Annotated in this window: 12 protein-coding genes and 1 pseudogene; 8 read left to right on the top strand and 5 right to left on the bottom strand. The window is 70.4% G+C overall.

All coding sequences use genetic code 11. The features are described 5' to 3' along the window. The 4 genes and pseudogenes from STRIP9103_RS22955 to STRIP9103_RS22940 form a co-directional block, all read left to right on the top strand. A pseudogene (locus tag STRIP9103_RS22955) lies at positions 1-1705 on the top strand (ATP-binding SpoIIE family protein phosphatase); the annotation flags it as partial. Between the two features lie 12 nt (positions 1706-1717). Further along, entirely contained in the window at positions 1718-2221 is a 504-nt protein-coding gene (locus STRIP9103_RS22950) for a metallophosphoesterase family protein (RefSeq protein WP_009320003.1), read from the top strand. A gap of 236 nt (positions 2222-2457) precedes the next feature. Next, the gene (locus tag STRIP9103_RS22945; protein ID WP_009320005.1) at positions 2458-2931 is read left to right on the top strand and encodes a hypothetical protein; all 474 of its coding nucleotides are present in this window, start codon (positions 2458-2460) and stop codon (positions 2929-2931) included. A 153-nt stretch (positions 2932-3084) separates the two neighbouring features. Further along, complete coding sequence (locus STRIP9103_RS22940; protein ID WP_009320007.1) at positions 3085-3588, top strand: hypothetical protein; 504 nt, start codon at positions 3085-3087, stop codon at positions 3586-3588. 87 nt (positions 3589-3675) lie between these two features. Here the strand turns inward: STRIP9103_RS22940 and STRIP9103_RS22935 are convergent, their stop codons facing one another. Then, positions 3676-4239 (bottom strand): hypothetical protein, encoded by a 564-nt coding sequence (locus STRIP9103_RS22935; protein WP_009319999.1) that lies wholly within the window; start codon positions 4237-4239, stop codon positions 3676-3678. A gap of 682 nt (positions 4240-4921) precedes the next feature. Between STRIP9103_RS22935 and STRIP9103_RS22930 the strand changes: the two genes are divergently transcribed. Then, on the top strand, positions 4922-6805 hold the full coding sequence (locus STRIP9103_RS22930) for a cellulase family glycosylhydrolase (protein WP_009319991.1): 1884 nt from the start codon (positions 4922-4924) through the stop codon (positions 6803-6805). Between the two features lie 10 nt (positions 6806-6815). On the opposite strand, the gene STRIP9103_RS22925 is transcribed toward STRIP9103_RS22930, so the two are convergent. Next, a complete protein-coding gene (locus STRIP9103_RS22925) occupies positions 6816-8084 on the bottom strand; it encodes a YncE family protein (RefSeq protein ID WP_009319990.1) in 1269 nt (422 codons plus the stop codon). A 207-nt stretch (positions 8085-8291) separates the two neighbouring features. Here STRIP9103_RS22925 and STRIP9103_RS22920 point away from each other — a divergent pair, with 207 nt between their 5' ends. Then, positions 8292-8951 (top strand): TetR/AcrR family transcriptional regulator, encoded by a 660-nt coding sequence (locus STRIP9103_RS22920; RefSeq protein WP_009319997.1) that lies wholly within the window; start codon positions 8292-8294, stop codon positions 8949-8951. A gap of 12 nt (positions 8952-8963) precedes the next feature. Here STRIP9103_RS22920 and STRIP9103_RS22915 read toward each other — a convergent pair whose 3' ends face one another. Beyond that, positions 8964-10190 (bottom strand): glycosyltransferase, encoded by a 1227-nt coding sequence (locus tag STRIP9103_RS22915; protein WP_048820802.1) that lies wholly within the window; start codon positions 10188-10190, stop codon positions 8964-8966. Between the two features lie 154 nt (positions 10191-10344). Between STRIP9103_RS22915 and STRIP9103_RS22910 the strand changes: the two genes are divergently transcribed. After that, the gene (locus tag STRIP9103_RS22910) at positions 10345-11727 is read left to right on the top strand and encodes a hypothetical protein (protein ID WP_009320002.1); all 1383 of its coding nucleotides are present in this window, start codon (positions 10345-10347) and stop codon (positions 11725-11727) included. A gap of 6 nt (positions 11728-11733) precedes the next feature. Here the strand turns inward: STRIP9103_RS22910 and STRIP9103_RS22905 are convergent, their stop codons facing one another. After that, positions 11734-12099 carry a nuclear transport factor 2 family protein gene (locus STRIP9103_RS22905; RefSeq protein WP_009320004.1) on the bottom strand — a complete coding sequence of 122 codons (366 nt, stop codon included), beginning with the start codon at positions 12097-12099 and terminating at the stop codon, positions 11734-11736. 276 nt (positions 12100-12375) lie between these two features. Here STRIP9103_RS22905 and STRIP9103_RS22900 point away from each other — a divergent pair, with 276 nt between their 5' ends. After that, positions 12376-13836: an aldehyde dehydrogenase family protein gene (locus STRIP9103_RS22900; RefSeq protein WP_009320009.1), complete on the top strand. Its 1461-nt coding sequence runs from the start codon at positions 12376-12378 to the stop codon at positions 13834-13836. Here STRIP9103_RS22900 and STRIP9103_RS22895 read toward each other — a convergent pair. Further along, the gene (locus STRIP9103_RS22895) at positions 13824-15662 is read right to left on the bottom strand and encodes an ABC transporter ATP-binding protein (RefSeq protein ID WP_009319989.1); all 1839 of its coding nucleotides are present in this window, start codon (positions 15660-15662) and stop codon (positions 13824-13826) included. The genes STRIP9103_RS22900 and STRIP9103_RS22895 overlap by 13 nt on opposite strands. Positions 15663-15881: the final 219 nt, after the last annotated feature.

The following is a 15881-nucleotide window of genomic DNA, read 5'->3' as shown; positions in this document are numbered from 1 at the left end:
AGCCCTCGGGCGAGCAGAAGTGGCTGCGGTTGCGCGGCCGGCTGCTGCCCGGCGACGAGGGCCGCCCCGTCCGCCTGGTGGGCACCGTAGCGGACGCCTCCACCATGCGCTCCGGCCTCAACGACGTGGCCCGCATCCAGCGCCTCGCCGCCGCCCTCGCCACCGCGGGCACCGTCCGCGACGTCAGCCAGGCCGTCGTCACCGCCCTGCGCGCACCCCTCCAGGCCGACCGGATCGCCCTCGCCGAGCTGGAGGGCGACCGCCTGGTCGTCACCGTCCTCGACCCGCCGCAGCCGGAGGCCTGGCCCGAGGTGTGGCGTTCGGAGTGGCGCTCGGAGTGGCCCGACGCGCCGGTGCGCACCATGCCGACCCTCGCCGCCGCCCTGCGCGACGGCCGCGCCGCGATCTGGCCCGCCGGCACGCCCCTGGAGCCCGCCCTCGCCGACGTCGGCCCCGGCGGCCTCGCCGTCCTGCCGCTGCCGGCCGGCGGCCGGATGGCCGGGGCCTGTCTGATCGGCTGGGACGGCCCGCACGAGTTCGGCACCGACGAGCGCGCCCTGCTCACCGCCGCCGCGGGCCTCGCCGGCCAGGCGTGCTGCGCGCCCACGCCTTCGACGCCGAGCACGAACTGGTCGACATGCTCCAGCGCACCCTCCTCCCACGCCGCCTGCCCCAGCTCCCCGGCGCGGTCGCCATCGCCCGCTATCTGCCCACCACCGCCGGTCTGGAGGTCGGCGGCGACTGGTACGACGTGATCCCGCTGCCCGACAACCACGTGGCCCTCGTCATCGGCGACGTCCAGGGCCACAACGTCGGCGCCGCCACACTCATGGGCCAGATGCGCACCGCCCTGCGCGCCTACGCCGTCGAGGGACACCCTCCCGACGTGGTCGTCTCGCACGCCAACCGGCTCCTCGTGGACATGGAGACCGACCTCTTCGCCACCTGCTGCTACGTCGACATCGACATGGAGGAGGGCTCCGCCTGGTTCGTCCGGGCCGGCCATCTGCCGCCGGTGCTGCGCCACCCGGACGGCACCACCGTGATCACCGAGTCGGAGGGCGGACCGCCGCTCGGCGTCCTCCCGCAGGCCGACTTCCCGATGACCGCGCTGCGTCTGACCCCCGGCACCCTGCTCGCCCTCACCACGGACGGCCTCGTCGAGTCCGCCGACATCGACGCCGAGGACGGCCTCGACCACCTGGCCGACGAACTGTCCGCCTCCGACCCCGCCCACCTCGGCACCGTCGCCGACACCCTGCTCGCCGGCGCCAACCGCGACGACGACGTCGCCCTGCTCCTCATGCGCTACGACGGCATGGCCCTGCGCCCGCAGCGCGAGAACTGGACCGTGTGGCGTGTACCCCAGGCGGTGGGCCACGCCCGCCGCTACACCCGGCGCGTCCTGCGTGCCTGGGGCGTCGAGGCCGAGGCGGACGCCGTGCTCCTCGTCGTCTCCGAGCTGGTCACCAACGCCCTCGTGCACACCGACGGCAAGGTCCGTCTCGACCTCACCCTCCTCGCCGACCGGCTGCGTGTCGCGGTCGCCGACGCCTCGCCCCGGACGCCGAGAAAGCCCCCGAGCATCGGCTGGGAGGCCACCGGCGGACGCGGCATCCTCCTCGTCGAGGCCATGTCGTCGGCCTGGGGCACGGTCCCGGTGAGCGGCGGCAAGCAGGTGTGGGCGGAGGTCCCCATCGGGTGACACCCTGGCCGGGTGCGTCTGCTGCTGATGTCCGACACCCACCTGCCGGGGCGCGCCAAGGCGCTGCCCGAGCCGCTCCTCGCCGAGCTCCCACAGGCCGATGTGGTCGTCCACGCCGGGGACTGGGTGGACGAGGCCACCCTCGACCTTCTCGAAAGCCGCTCCCGCCGTCTGATCGGTGTCCACGGCAACAACGACGGCCCCGGCCTGCACGCCCGCCTGCCCGAGGTGGCGTACGCCGAACTCGACGGCCTGTGCCTCGCCGTCGTCCACGAGACCGGTCCCGCCCAGGGCCGCGAACGCCGCTGCGCCGACCGCTTCCCCGACATCGACGTCCTCGTCTTCGGCCACAGCCACATCCCCTGGGACACGACCACACCCACGGGCCTGCGTCTGCTCAACCCCGGCTCGCCGACGGACCGCCGCAGACAGCCGTACCGCACCTACATGACGGCGACCGTGACGGACGGCGAACTCGTCGACGTACGACTGCACCGGCTGCCGCCCCGCACCTGAGCGGCTGCCGCCCCGCACCTGAGCGCGCCCCAGCACTCGGGGGCGCGGATGAACGGCCCCGGCCGTCGCCGTCAGCGGTCGCCTGGACGCCCATCGGGCGTACTGCCCGTCCACTGTTCGGGTGGCATCCGTCGCACGGCCGCGCAAGGCGCGTGGCGGCGCAGGGGCTCCTCGCATGGAATGGCTCGTCAGTGCTCCTGAGTTCCGAGCACCCGCAGTCACACCCAGGAGGATGCATGCCCTCTGCCCTTGTCCGCAGCGCCACGACCATCGGCGCTCTGACTTCCGCTGTCACCCTCTCGCTCACCGTGCCGGCCGTGGCGGACGCGGGGGACGAAGACATCGTGCGGGTCAGGCTCGTCGGCATCACCCAGGTCGACAGGACCCCGGAGCACATCCAGCCGGGCGACAGCTGGACCACCTATCTGCACCTGTACAACCCCAAGAAGAAGTTCGTCGGCGACGGCAGCTCGCGGTGCACCGCCGTCGAAGCCGACCACAACCGGCTGACCGCTCAGTGCACGCGGGTGCTGCGTCTGAAGGGCGGGGAAATCACCCTCCACGACATGATCAGCCGCCAGGACCATCGGCCCATCACGGCCAAGACGTCCATCGCGGGCGGCACGGGCATCTACAACGACGCCGAGGGAGAGGGCTACATCACCCTGGATGACCACCGCGTCGTCTTCGACCTCTACGTCGATGACTGAGCGGTACACCTCCGCCGACGGCATGTCGGCCGTTGCGCTGTCCGTGTGGCACGCGTGCTCCGGCCGACGCGCCGCACGGCAGGAACGACGTTCGTGGAATGACCCGTCCATGCTTCGGGAGGCCCGGGGCACATCGTTCGGCCTGGAGGTTCCGTGATCACATCGGCTGTCCGCGGGGTTGTCGTCACCGCCCTCACCACCACGCTCGCCCTGTTTCCGACGCTGGCGCAGGCCGAGCAGAAGGACAAGGACAACGACATCGAGAGAGTAGAGCTCTTCGGCGTCAACCGGGTCGCCACATGGCCGTCCCACGACGGCGTGGTCAGTGACAACTGGAAGAGCCCTCTGGATCTCTACACCCCGCACAAGAACAAGAAGTCCGGCAAGAAGGAGCTGCGGTACGCCGGTGACGGTGAGTCGGAGTGCGCCGTGGTCAAGATCCAGGGCCACGAGAGGACCGCGCAGTGCACCCGCGTTCTTCGTCTGAAGAAGGGGACTCTGACACTCAGCGACATGGTCACTTATCGCCCTCTGAAGCGAGTCACGGCCAAGACCGCCATTGTCGGAGGCACCGGCCATTACCGCTCCGCCTACGGTGATGGCTACATCACTCTGGACGGTCACCACGTTCATTTGGAGCTCAACGTCGACGAATGACGCGGTGCTTGTCCGACCGGTGCGGGAGACTCGGCTCGAGTCCCCGCACCGGCGCTGTTTCAGCTGCCTTCGCTCATTCACGTGCCTTCAGTCGTTCACGCCAGAGGTTTTCTCGATGAGGCGGGTGAAAACGATGAGCGCGCCCAGGGCGGGAAGGAGACCGGCCAGTGTCCACAGGACACAGAAGCCCGCCGCCGCGCCGACCGACATACGGAACACCGGGTGGGCATCCTCGGACGTTCCGGCCATCAACAGCAGGAAAATGATGGCCAGAATTCCCATGCCGATGATGGTGAAGAACGGCCATAAATAGTTGACTATGGGCAAGAGGCGGGCTTTTCGCGCCTTTTTCATGAAGGCGTTGTCGCAGGCACGCGTGATCATCGCCAGGACGGCGAACACGGACCCGATGGTGACACCCACTATGGAGACGGCGACGCCCAGCACCTCGTCCATCGGCAGGTCGTCGTCATGACCGAGCCAGGCGCCCCCGATTCCACCCAGGACGGCCCCCAGCGGTTCGCCCCACCACCAGCTCCTCAGGCTCACCTGCACGACGCCCATGAACTCCTTGAAGTACTTGTTCCCTGTGGTGCGCCCGCTGGGCTCCTCAGGGAACGAGTCAAAGTCTGTCCGCTCTTCTGTGCCCATGAAAGCCCCACCTACTGGTGGCCGGTCTCGCAGAGCCTCTCAGGTGGGGCTCATCCTCTGTCGCAGCACACACCGCGTCACGGGCCGGGGGAGAGGCCGTCACCACTGTTCCTGCGCCTTTCCTCCTCCATTGCCGACTCGTAGATACTCATGTCCCGTATGGCGTCGTACAGTGACGCACACCGCTCATTCGAAGGAGCCACCCGGGGGTCGGCTTCCGAAACCTCGGTGGTGCGATCGGGGCGGGTGAGGGTGATCTTCGGGTCGAAATCACGAGTGCCTGCCCTGTGTTCCCGGAGCCCGTGAAGAGAACTGTCCACTGCCCGTACCGCCTTTCGTGTACGCCGCGCGGCGCACTGGAAATGGGGCTGAAACTGCGCTCAACCATAGGCTGGTTCCGGTCGACTGGGCCCGTCGTGGCGACGTTCGGGTGAACTTCGGGTGAACTTCTGTGAACGTCCCGGTTCGGGGTTGCCGGGTGCGACGGGCTCGGGCGAGATGCGGGGGGCGCCTCTCTGGAGCGACCGCGGACCGCCCGGAGGCGTGGGGGTGCGTGGGGGTGCGCGGGGGCGTGGACGGCAGAGAATCGGCCGTGGCAGGTGAACTGTTCTGAGAAAACGGGTACTTACTCGTGCGTCAGATGCTATTGACGGCTCGCCTGCCCATTGGGACGGTAGGGGACATGTCGAATGTGGCGGATATATCAAGACTGCGTACACGTCTGCTCGGTGTCCTGGTACTCGTCACCGGCTTCCTGACCACGGCGGGCCCCACCCAGCCCGCCTCCGCTCTCACTGACGAACTCTGGTTCGACGCCCAGGCCGCGACGACCCTCACGGTCGACGGCGGCAGGTTCAAGGACGGCCTCGGCCGCGAGGTCGTCCTGCGCGGCTACAACGTCTCCGGCGAGACGAAGCTCAAGGAGAACAACGGTCTGCCCTTCGCCTCGGTCGCCGACGCCAAGAAGTCGGCGACCGCGCTGAGGGCCCTGGGTGGCGGCAACTCGGTCCGCTTCCTGCTGTCCTGGGCGTACGCGGAACCGGTGCGCGGCCAGGTGGACACCGCCTATCTCGCGGCGGCCACCGCACAGATGGGCGCCTTCCTGGACGCCGGGATCCGTGTCTACCCCGACTTCCACCAGGACCTCTACTCCCGCTGGCTGTTCGACTCCGACAGCTGGTACACCGGCGACGGCGCCCCCAAGTGGGCCGTCGACCTCGGCGACTACCCCGACGAATACTGCGGGATCTGCCCGTTCTGGGGTCAGAACATCACGTCGAACGCGGCCGTGACGGAGTCGACGTACGACTTCTGGCACAACACCTACGGGCTCCAGGACTCCTTCCTGGACACCGCCCAGAAGACGATGACGTATGTGAAGCAGAACCTCACGGCCGCCCAGTTCCAGGGCGTCGTCGGCTTCGACCCGTGGAACGAGCCGCACCCGGGGACCCTCGACTCGGGGCAGACCAGCAGGACATGGGAGAAGGACGTCCTGTGGCCGTTCTACGTCAAGTTCCGCGCCCGCATGGACGCGGCGGGCTGGCAGTCCAAGCCCGCGTTCGTCGAGCCGAACCTCTTCTGGAACGCCAACCTCGACTTCCAGAAGCAGGAGGGCGGACTGCTCGACGCGGGCAACATCGGGCCCCGCTACGTCTTCAACACGCACTTCTACGACCAGAAGGCGATCTCCGGCGTCTTCATGTGGGGCAAGGCGGAGGACGGTCAGTACATGACCGACTTCGGCACGGTCCGCGACCGGGCCGCCGCCACCGGCACGACCGCGATCATCAGCGAGTTCGGGCACCCGCTCACCGGGTCGGTCTCCGACAAGGCGCCCACGGTCTACAAGGCCATGTACCAGGCGCTCGACTCCCGGGTGAAGGGCGCCAACTGGTGGGCGAACCCGGCGTCCTCCGGCCCGGTCCTGTCCGGCTCCCAGTGGCAGTGGGACATCTACAACGGCCGCCACCGCGAGCTGATGAACGACAACCCCGACAAGGTGCAGGTCGAGGGCGACGCCTGGAACGGTGAGGACCTCTCCGCCGTACGCCTCGACGACTCCGGTACGGCCGTGCTCCGCCAGGACGCCCGGATGCTCGACCGGATCTACCCGAGCGCCACCGCCGGCAGCGCCCTCGCCTTCACCTACGAGGACCGCTCGCGCGACGGCTCCACCACCCTCACCTGGAACCCGGTGCCCAGCTCACTGCCGACGGTCTCCTCGCTCGTCGGCTCCGGGCAGTACGCCCTGCTGGTGTGGCGCTCCGACGGCAGCGCCGAGCCGACGGAACTGCATCTGCCGGCCTCCTTCCCGACCGCCTCGACCACGGTGGTGTCCGACCTCGGGGTGACCGCCGCGCCGCCGGCGTACACGACCTCGACGCCGATCGCCGCAGCCAAGGAGCCGGGCGGCACCGGCAGCCGCCGGCTGCTGCTCACCGCCGCCGACTCGGGCAAGCTGCACTACGCCCTGGTCACCAACGGCGCGACAGCCCCGTCCACAGCGCAGCTGAACGCGGCGCGGACGGAGCTGTCGGGGTGGCTGGCCTCCGAGTTCAGCTGAGCCCTGAAGTTCAGTTGGAGGGTCCGGTCCAGTCGGCGGGCACATGCGCCAGCCGCACCCGCTGGGGGTGGTCGCCGACTGCGACGGACACGGTCTTCTTGCCGGTGGCGAAGTCGATCGCCGTGACCTGGTCGGCACCGCTCTCGGAGACCACACAGGACTTGCCGTCACCGCTGACGGTCGCCCAGTACGGCTTGGAGGCGGTGACGAGCGGGCCCTCCTGGAGGGTCGCACGGTCCACCACGGTCGCGTAGTCGTCCATGGTGCCCGCGACGCACAGCTTGGTGCCGTCCGGCTTCATCGAGATGCCGTGGTGGCGGGAGTCGTTGACGAACGTGGTGCGGTCGTCGCTGGTAGCCGGGTTCTTCGGCAGGGTCTTGGTGCGGGTGATCTTGTCGGTGGCGATGTCGTACTCGAAGAAGCCGTTGAAGAACGACACCTGGAAGTACAGCTTCGTCTCGTCGGGGGAGAACACGGCGGGCCGTACGGCGTCCGAGTAGTCGCTCAGGCCGATCGCGTTGAGCCGGTCGCGCATGTCGATGACCTTGACCTGCTGGTACGTCTTCGCGTCGACGACCGTGATCTTGCGGTCGCCCTTCGTCCAGTCCAGCCACGGAGCGTCGGTCTGGGTGTTCACATCGCCGATCGCCATGTTCCAGATGTACTTGCCGTCGCTGGTGAAGATGTTCTCGTGCGGCTTGTCGCCGGTGCCGAACGAGCCGAGCTGCTTGCCGGTGACGATGTCCAGTACATGCACGGTGTTCGACGTCGAGGCCGAGACCGCGACCCGCTTGCCGTCGGGGGAGACCGCCATGTGATCGGCGCGGTAACCCGACACGGCGAAGCGCCAGTTGATGTCGCCGGTCTTCAGGTCGATGGAGACCACGTCGGCGAAGCTGGGGCGGGAGACGACCATCGACGAGCCGTCCGGGGTGGAGTACATGTCGTCCACGAACTGGTCGTGGCCCTCACCGACGCTGTTGCGGATCGCCATGAAGTAGATCCACTTGATCGGGTCGGCGTTGATCTCCGCCATTCGCTCGTCCTTGTCCGGGACGACGTTCACCCGGCCGATCTTGGCGAAGTCGCCGGAGGACTTGATGACGTCCGCCGTACCCTCCCAGTTGTTGCCCACGAACATCACCTCGCGCAGCTCGGCGGCGGTGGCGGTGGGCGCGGCGGACGCGGTGGCGGCGGCCGACGCGGTCAGGGTGAGGGCGGCGGCGACGGCACAGAGGTGACGGGCTCTCGGGCGGCGGGGGCCGGGGGCTGCGGTCATGGGGGTTACCTCCTGCTTGCCGACGGGGACGGCAAGGCGGCTCAAGGGAGTTGGGGATGCAAATTCTGAATACAACAGCGTTCAGAGTTGACTTACTGGAAAGTAAGGAACGCTCGCGCTTCTCCACAAGACCACGGACACGACAAAATCGACGGACGACCGAACTGGTCGTATCGAGCGGGAGATCGCACTGTCGGGAGGAGAAGCGTGGCGGGCAGGCTCAAACAGCCCACCGGCCGTTACGGGGGGAGGTCCGCCGAGGAGCGTCAGGCCGAGCGCCGCCGCCGCTTCCTCGACGCCGGACTCCAGCTCTTCGGCGACAGCCCCGGCTACCGGGGGACGACGATCGCGGCACTGAGCGAGGCGGCGGGCCTGTCGACCCGTCAGTTCTACGAGGAGTTCCGCACCTTGGAGGACGTCCTGGCCGCCCTCCACCTCCAGGTCAACGACTGGGCCGAACAGGCCGCGCTCGCCGGCCTCGCCACGGCCGAGGGGCAGCCGCTCGCCGAGCGCGTCACCGCGACGTTCCGCGCGTACGCCGCGAACGTCACCGGTGATCCACGCCGAGCGCGCATCACCTTCACCGAGATCATCGGCGTCAGCCCCCGCCTGGAGCGCCAGCGCCTCGAACGCCGCTCCCGCTGGGTCGACTTCATCTGCGCCGAGGCGGCGGCTGCCGCCGAACGCGGCGAGGCCGTCCACCGCGACTACCGCATCGCCGCCACCGCCTTCATCGGCAGCGTCAACGGCCTTCTCCACGACTGGCAGGCAGGCTGGGTCGACGCCGACCTCGACGAGGTGGTCGACGAACTGGTCGGACTGTTACTGGGGATACTGCGCCCGCCGGGGTGGCGACCGGAGGACTGACGGACCCCACCGTCAGGCGAGCCGGTTCACCGCCGCCAGGACCGGGGCCACCCCGTCCTCCGTCCGCAACTCCTCTGCCAGGGCGCGGGCGCGACGGCCGTACGACGGGTCGCCGGTCGCCCGGCGGAGCAGGGCCGTCAACCCGGCGGCCGTGAAGCCCCGCAGCGGTACGGCCCCGGGGGAGACGCCGAGTGCGGCGAGGCGGGCGGCCCAGAAGGCCTCGTCGAACTGAACCGGTACGGGCACGGCCGGGACCCCGGCGCGCAGTCCGGCCGCCGTGGTGCCGGCGCCCGCGTGATGGACCACCGCGGCCATCCTGGGGAAGAGCAGGGAGTGCGGCACCTCGCCCACCGTGAACATGTCGTCCCCCTCGCCCCGCAGTTCGCCCCACCCGCGCTGGATCACCCCACGCAGCCCGGCCGCCCGCAGCGCCCGTACGACCTCGGCGCTCATCCGCTCCGGATCGGGCACGGTGGCGCTGCCCAGCCCGACGAAGACCGGGGGCGGCCCGGCGTCGAGGAAGTCCAGCAGCGGGGCGGGCAGCCGGTCCTCACGGTCGTACGGCCACCAGTACCCGGTGATGTCCAGCCCCGGCCGCCAGTCGCCGGGCCGGGGCACCACCCGGGGGCTGAAACCGTGGAACACCCGCCACAGCCGCCGCTCCCGGGCCCGCCGCCCTGTGGTCCGGCCGCTCCGCGGCAGCCCGTATTCGGCGCGCAGCCGCCGCACCTCCTCCGTGAAGACCCACTCCACGGACAGGTTCACCGCATGCCCCGCCGCCCGGTCCAGGACAGGGCCCCACGACCGGACGCCGGTCATCGGTGGCGCGAACTCCCCAGTGGGCGCCAGTGGTTGGAGGTTCACTCCGAAGCTCGGGATCTTCAGCCCCTCGGCGACGGTGTGCCCGAACGGCGCGAGCACGCCCGCCATCAGCAGGGCGTCACTGGCGCGGGCGGCGGACACCAGCTCGCCTGCCATCGCCCCGACCAGGCTCCGGCCCATCTTCACCACCCGCCACAGCTTCCCGGCCCCGGTGGTGCTCCGGTGCAGCTCCCGCCCGCGCTCCGACTCCAGCTCGGCCCTCGGATCCACGGGCAGGGAGTGGAAAGAGACCCCCGACCCCGCCACCAGAGGCTCGAACCGGGCGTGCGTCACCAGGGTGACCTCGTGCCCGGCCCGCACCAACGCATGTCCCAGCCCGGTGTACGGCGCCACGTCGCCCCGGGAACCCGCTGTCATGATCACTACCCGCACGCCCGCCAGTATGGCCGCGCGACCATGCCCGAAGGGGCGGCCCGGAGCGCGATGACCCGAAAGCGCCCTTACCTGACTCCGAGACGTTCTCCGGCCGTACGATAGTCGGCCGATCTTGACGCCATGGGGGCGATCGCTGATGAACGTGCGGCACCAGATCCTTATGGGGCTGGCCAGGAACAAGGCCGCGAGCAGTGACGTACTGCTGCGCCTCCTGCACCCCGAGGCCAAGGTCGCCTGGTCGTGGCTGTGCAACCGGGCCGGGCTGCCGGCCGCCGTCGTCGACGCCCTCGTCACCCACCCCGACTGGCGGGTGCGCGGCGAGTTCGCCCAGAGCGCGGACGCCACCGGGTCCGACCGGGCGCGGCTCGTCGACGACCCCGAACGCCGGGTGCGGCTGGAACTGGCGTACGGCCCGCAGCCGTATCGCAGGCTCGCCGAACCCCTGCCCGACGAGACGTATGCACGGCTGCTGTCAGCGCCCGACCGGGTCGTCCGCGAGACCGCGGCTCAGTCGTCGAGCATTCCCGACCGGGTTCTGGCCGAGTACGCCGGTCACGAGGACCCCTGGGTGCGCAAGGGCGTGTGCCGGACCTGGGACGCCCTGGATCCCGCTGTCCGTGAGGCGCTGCTCGCCGATCCCGACGCCGCCGTCCGTCTGGCGGCGAACCGGCAGGCCTGCCGCACCGACGCGCTCCTCACGGACGACGTGCTCGCCGCCGTCGAGGGCTCCGAGCGACGCGAGGCCCTGGCGGGCGCCCGGTTGCCCCGCGCCACCGCCGAACGCCTCATGGACGACCTCGACGATCCTTACGACAGGCAGGCGCTCGCTTCCAATCCCTCGCTGCCGTCCGACCTCGTGGCGCGGCTCGCCGTCGATCCCGAACACGACGTACGCCGCCAGGTGTCCGCCCGACCGGAACTCACCGAGGAGCAGCGGGCGGCGATCGATTACGAGGTGAAGCGCACGGACGCGCTCCGCCCGCTCCCCTGGGTCCTGGAACTCGACGCCGAGGCCCTGCGCCCCGTCGCGGCCTCCGCCCACCGCTGGCTGCGCCGCAGCGCGGCCGTGCACCCGGCGCTCCCGGCCGACCTCGTCGAACGGCTCGCGGAGGACGAGGACTTCGTGGTGCGGCTGATGATCTGCGAGTACCAGCCGGACGCCCCCGCGGAGGCCTTGCTGCGGATGGTTCTGGAATGGGACGGCTACTCCTCGTACGACATGCTGCGCATGCCGCAGTTCCCGAGGAAGGGCCTCGCCCGGTACGCGGACGACCCCTCCCCGTCCCTGCGGCGGCTCGCGGTGTTCGACCCGGACGCGCCGCCGGAGCTGATCGAGCGCCTCAGTCGCGACGAGTCCGCGTGGGTCCAGCGGTACGCGGCGCCGGACCACCGGCTGCCCCGGCCCCGCATCGAGGAATTGCTCCGGGAGCCGTGGCTCGCCCAGGAAGCGGCGGCCAACCCCGCGCTCACCGAGGCCGACATGCACGGCCTGCTCGACGAACTGGGCGTGCCCGCCTGACCGTTGCTACTCGTCCCAGGCCTGGATCAGCGTCTGGTCGACGATCTTGCCCTCCCGCAGGGTGATCATCGAACTCGCCAGGACCCGCACCCCGTCGGGGTACTCGCAGGACTCGGTGTAGGCGAGCTGATCGCCCTGAACGACGCACCGCTCCAGCTTGTGCGTCATCTCCCGGCCGCAGACGTCTTCCAGCATCTCGCCGATCTCGGCCCGCCCGTGCATCACCTTGGGGTGGCTGGGCTGGGTGTTGCGGTCCACGACGCGCATCTCGGCGTCGTCCGCGTAGAGCGACAGCAGTGTCGCGGCGTCCGCCTCCTCCGTGGCCCGGCGCAGTGTTTCGGTGTCGAAGGCGGGGCTTGCCGTGGTGCCCATGGGAACCTCCATCGAAGGCTTCGGCCCAATGGGGGAGCGGGCCGTGAGGGGCCTCTCTCCTACGAGGCTCCTCCGCCGCACGGGACACGGCAAACGCAGCCGACGCCGGAGCTCTTGACATTCCCGGCGCCCGGGGCAGAGCATCACGGGACAGTAACGTGAAGTGAATTTCACTTCGCGAACAAATCCGAATGTGTTCGAGCATGATGCGACTCATCCGGATTGTCTCGAAATGTCATGCACCGTCGTCACCCCGTACCCCGAGGAAGCCGCACCATGGCCATAACGCGTGACCTGTTGATCGGTGGCAAGGACGTGCCCGCCACGTCCGGACGTACCGCCGAGGACTTCGACCCCTTCACCGGGGAGGTGTACGCGACAGTCGCGGCGGCCGGGCCGGAGGACGTCCGGCGGGCCGTGGACGCCGCCGACGCGGCGTTCGAGGAGTGGGCGGCGCTCGCGCCCTTCGCCCGGCGGGCGATCTTCTTCAAGGCCGCCGAACTGCTGGAGGGGCGGGGCGACCAGGTCGCCGACATCATGGCGCGGGAGGCCGGCGGCACCCGGCCGTGGGCGTACTTCAACGTGGCGCTGGCGGCCAACATCCTGCGCGAGGCGGCGGCTGCGATCACCGCGCCGCGCGGTGAGGTGCTCAGCGCCCAGGAGCAGGGCGCGCTCGGGCTCGCGGTGCGCGAACCCCTCGGTGTGGTCGCCGCGTTCGCGCCGTGGAACGCGCCCGTCATCCTCGGCGTACGCGCGGTGGCGGCGCCGCTGGCGGCGGGCAACACCGTCGTCGTCAAGCCCAGCGAGGACGCGCCCATCGCCTGCGGGCTGCTGGTCGCGGACGTGTTCCGGGAGGCGGGTCTGCCCGACGGCGTGCTGAACGTGGTCACCAACGCGCCCGAGGACGCGGCGGAGATCGCCGAGGCGCTGATCTCGGACCCGCGCGTGCGCGCCGTGAACTTCACCGGCTCCACCGGGGTCGGCCGCATCATCGGCGAGCAGGCGGGACGTCTTCTCAAGCCCGCCGTCCTGGAGCTGGGCGGCAAGAACTCGGTCATCGTGCTCGACGACGCCGACGTGGACTACGCGGTCGACGCCGCCACCTTCAGCGTCTTCATGAACGCCGGGCAGATCTGCATGTCCGGCGACCGGATCCTCGTCCATGAGTCGCTGGCCGAGGAGTTCGCGCAGAAGTTCACCGCCAAGGTCGCCTCGCTCCAGGCCGGCGACCCGAACGACCCGCACACGGTGGTCGGTCCGCTGGTCAGCGCCAAGGCCGCCGAGCGGGTCGCGGCGCTGGTCAAGGACGCGGTCGCCAAGGGCGCCACGGTGCTCACCGGCGGCGGCGGGCCGGAGGGCGCGGTCCACCCGGCGACCGTCCTCACCGACGTCCCCAAGGACGCCGACCTCTACTACACCGAGTCCTTCGGCCCGCTCTGCGTCCTGGAGACCTTCAGCGAGGACGAGGCCGCCGTGGCCGTCGCCAACGACACCGACAACGGCCTGACCTGCGGCATCATCACCGAGAACGCCACCCACGGCCTGGCCGTGGCACGCCGTATCCGCACCGGCATCGTGCACATCAACGACCAGTCGGTCGCCGACGAGCCCCAGGCCCCGTTCGGCGGCGTGAAGGCCTCCGGCTACGGGCGGTTCGGCGGGCGCTGGGGCATCGAGGCCTTCTCGAACACCCGCTGGGTGACCATCGCCACCCAGCAGGCGCACTACCCGTTCTGACCGACCGGATCCTTCTCGCCGGGTCGATCGGGCTGATCCGGCTGATCCGGCTGATCGGGCTGATCGGACCGATCCGACGCCAGGAACTGCGTGGCCGCCAACTCCGCGTACAGCGGGTCGGCGGCCACCAGTTCACGGTGGGTGCCGACCGCGCGGACCCGCCCGGCGTCCATGACCACGATGCGGTCGGCCATCGTCACCGTGGACAGCCGGTGGGCGACGACCAGCACCGTGGTCGTACGCGCCACATCGGCGACCGTGTCGCGCAGCGCCGCCTCGTTCACCGCGTCCAGCTGACTGGTCGCCTCGTCGAGCAGCAGCAGCCGCGGCCGGCGCAGCAGGGCCCGGGCGATGGCGACCCGCTGGCGCTCACCACCGGAGAGCTTGGTGCCCCGGTGGCCGACCAGAGTGTCCAACCCCTGGGGGAGCTTGACGACCAGACCGTCGAGCCGGGTCGTCTTCAGCACCCGCACCAGGTCGCCCTCGTCGGCCTTCGGGTTGCCCAGCAGCAGATTGTCGCGCAGGGAGCCGGACAGCACGGGCGCGTCCTGCTCCACATAGCCGATCGCGGACCGAAGTCGGGGCAGGTCCCACTCGGTGACATCGCGGCCGTCGACGGTGATGACGCCCGCCTCGGGGTCGTAGAACCGCTCGATCAGCGAGAAGACCGTGGTCTTGCCCGCGCCCGAGGGCCCCACGAACGCGGTCATGCCCCGGGCCGGCACCTCGAAGGTCACCCCATGGTGGACGTACGGCAGGTCGTCGGCGTAACGGAAGCGGACGTCGGTGAAGGCCAGCGCGGCGGGCTCCGCGTCCGGCGCCGGCAGCGGCGCGGGCCGGGCGACCGGTTCGGCCGGCAGGCTCAGCGCCTCCTGGATGCGGGTGAGCGCGGCGGACCCGGTCTGGTACTGGGTGATCGCGCCCACGACCTGCTGGATCGGCGACATCAAGTAGAAGATGTACAGCAGGAACGCGACCAGGGTGCCCACGTCGATCGCGCCGGTCGCGACCCGGGCACCACCCACCGCCAGCACGGTGATGAACGCGATCTGCATCGCGAGGCCCGCCGTGTTGCCCGCGGCGGCCGACCACTTGGCAGCCCGTACGCTCTGCCGCCATGACTCGGTGGCCGCCGCGTGGATCGTCTCCTCCTCGCGGTGCTCGGCACCGGACGCCTTGATCGTGCGCAGCGCGCCGAGGGTCCGCTCCAGCGAGGCGCCCATCGCGCCGACCGCGTCCTGCGCCGCGCGGCTCGCCCGGTTGATACGGGGCACGATCACCCCGAACACCGTGCCCGCCCCCACGATCACCCCCAGCGTGACGGCCAGCAGCACCGGGTCCACCAGACCCATCAGCACCACCGTCGCGACCAGTGTGAGTCCGCCCGTGCCGAGGCCCACGAGCGTGTCGGTGGCGACCTCGCGCAACAGCGTCGTGTCCGAGGTGATCCGTGCCATCAGATCGCCCGGCTCGCTGCGGTCCACCGCCGATATCCGCAGCCGCAGCAGATACGACGACAGGGTGCGCCGCGCGCCGAGCACCACGGACTCGGCCGTGCGCCGCAGCACATACGAACCCAGCGCCCCCACCACCGCGTTGCCGATCACCAGCGCCGACATCAGCAGCAAGGCCCAGGTGATGGCCCGGTCGTGCGACAGGTCGTCGATCAACTCCCGTGCCACCAGCGGCAGCGCCAGCCCGGTGCCTCCGGTGACCAGGGACAGCAGCGCGCCCAGCGACAGTGCCCAACGGTGGGGCCGTACATAGCCGAGCAGCAGCCGCCAGGTGGGCTGCTGCTGCTCGGTTCTGCTCTCAGTGGTGCTCACAAGGCTCCTCGGCGGATCGGTCGGGGAGTGGGGACCGGGCGCGGAGCTTCAGCGTACGTCGGCGGTGAGCGGCACCGGGAACGCCTTTCACGAGCCCAGCAGCGCCCCCTGGTCCCGGGTCAGGGAGAGCACGGCCGGGGCTCTGCCGTCGGCGGCCGGGTACTCGTCGATCATCCGGGTCAGGACCTCGCCCGGGCCCAGTTCGAGGCAGGTGTCCAC

The organism is Streptomyces ipomoeae 91-03 (assembly GCF_000317595.1).
GTDB classification, from domain to species: Bacteria; Actinomycetota; Actinomycetes; order Streptomycetales; family Streptomycetaceae; genus Streptomyces; species Streptomyces ipomoeae.
The sequence above is the reverse complement of the archived record's forward strand: the minus strand, read 5'-3'. Positions and strand labels throughout refer to the sequence as shown.